This is a genomic window from Xanthobacter aminoxidans (assembly GCF_043193615.1).
Classification (GTDB): Bacteria; Pseudomonadota; Alphaproteobacteria; order Rhizobiales; family Xanthobacteraceae; genus Xanthobacter; species Xanthobacter aminoxidans.
The window spans coordinates 1-1,699 of record NZ_JBAFUS010000013.1 but is presented as its reverse complement, the minus strand read 5'-3'; the positions used below and the strand labels follow the sequence as shown (position 1 = coordinate 1,699).

At 68.5% G+C, this 1,699-nt stretch carries 2 protein-coding genes; both read right to left on the bottom strand.

The window, feature by feature from the left end; translation table 11 throughout:
* Window positions 1–4 precede the first annotated feature (4 nt).
* A complete protein-coding gene (locus tag V5F74_RS25975; RefSeq protein WP_394010507.1) occupies window positions 5–949 on the bottom strand; it encodes an electron transfer flavoprotein subunit alpha/FixB family protein in 945 nt (314 codons plus the stop codon).
* Window positions 949–1,698: an electron transfer flavoprotein subunit beta/FixA family protein gene (locus V5F74_RS25970; RefSeq protein ID WP_029556089.1), complete on the bottom strand. Its 750-nt coding sequence runs from the start codon at window positions 1,696–1,698 to the stop codon at window positions 949–951. Before V5F74_RS25970 ends, V5F74_RS25975 begins: the two co-directional genes overlap by 1 nt.
* Window position 1,699 lies beyond the last annotated feature (1 nt).

Below are 1,699 nucleotides of genomic sequence, written 5' to 3'. Positions count from 1 at the left end.
GATCCTATCCCTTAACCTTGGCGATTTCCGCCTTGAGTTCAGGGATGACGGTGTTGATATCGCCGACGAGGCCGTAGTCCGCCACCTGGAAGATGGGGGCTTCCTCGTCCTTGTTGACGGCGACGATGACCTTGGAGTCCTTCATGCCGGCGAGATGCTGGATGGCGCCGGAGATGCCGAGGGCGACATAAAGCTCGGGGGCGACGACCTTGCCGGTCTGGCCCACCTGCCAGTCGTTCGGGGCATAGCCCGCATCCACCGCGGCGCGCGAGGCGCCCACCGCCGCGCCCAGCGCGTCGGCCAGAGGCTCGATCAGCTCGGCGAACTTCTCCCGCGAGCCTACCGCGCGGCCGCCCGACACGATGATCTTCGCGGCGGTCAGCTCGGGGCGGTCGGAAGCGGCGATGCTCTCTTCCACGAAGGTGGAGAGCGCCGGGTCGGACGCCGCGCCAACCGCCTCGATGGCGGCCGAGCCGCCTTCGGGCGTGGCGGCGAAGGAGGCGGTGCGCACCGTCACCACCTTCTTGGCGTCGTTGGACTTCACGGTCTGGATGGCGTTGCCGGCATAGATGGGCCGCTCGAACGTATCGGGCGCCACCACCTTGATGATGTCGGACACCTGCATCACGTCCAGCAGCGCGGCGACGCGCGGCAGCACGTTCTTGGCGCTGGCGGTGGAGGGGCCGACGATGGCGTCGTAGGACCCGGCCAGCGAGACGAGCAGCGCCGCCAGCGGCTCGGCCAGGCGGTGCGCATAGAGCGCGTCGTCGGCCAGCAGCACCTTCTCGACGCCCGAGAGCTTCGCGGCGGCCTCGGCCACGGCCTTGGCGTTCTGGCCGGCGACCAGCACATGCACCGGCGCGCCCATGGCGGCGGCGGCGGTGAGGGCCTTGGCGGTGACGCCGTTGAGGGCCGAATTGTCGTGTTCGGCAATGAGCAGAACGGCCATCAGATCACCCCCGCCTCATCCTTGAGCTTTGCCACCAGCTCGGCCACCGAGCCCACCTTGACGCCCGCCTTGCGGCCGGCCGGCTCGGCGGTCTTCAGCACTTCGAGCCGCGGGGCGACGTCGACCCCGTAATCGGCCGGCGTCTTCTCGGCGATGGGCTTCTTCTTCGCCTTCATGATGTTGGGGAGCGAGGCGTAGCGCGGCTCGTTGAGGCGCAGGTCCGTCGTGACGATGGCCGGGCCGTTGAGCTTGAGGGTCTGCAGGCCGCCGTCGATCTCGCGGGTGACGAGCGCGCCGCCGTCCTCCACCACGACCTTGGACGCGAAGGTGGCTTGAGGCCAGCCCAGCAGCGCCGCCAGCATCTGGCCGGTCTGGTTGCAGTCGTCGTCGATGGCCTGCTTGCCGAGGATCACGAGGCCGGGGGCTTCCTCGCCCACCACGCCCTTGAGGATCTTGGCCACGGCGAGCGGCTCGACCACGCCGTCGGTCTTCACCAGGATGCCGCGGTCGGCGCCCATGGCAAGGGCCGTGCGCAGCGTCTCGGAGGCCTGGGCCGGTCCGATGGACACCGCAATCACCTCGGTCGCCTTGCCGGCTTCCTTGAGGCGCAGCGCCTCTTCCACCGCGATCTCGTCGAACGGGTTCATGGACATCTTGACGTTGGCCAGCTCAACGCCCGACCCGTCAGACTTCACCCGGACCTTAACGTTGTAATCCACCACCCGCTTAACGGGCACCAGGATCTTCATC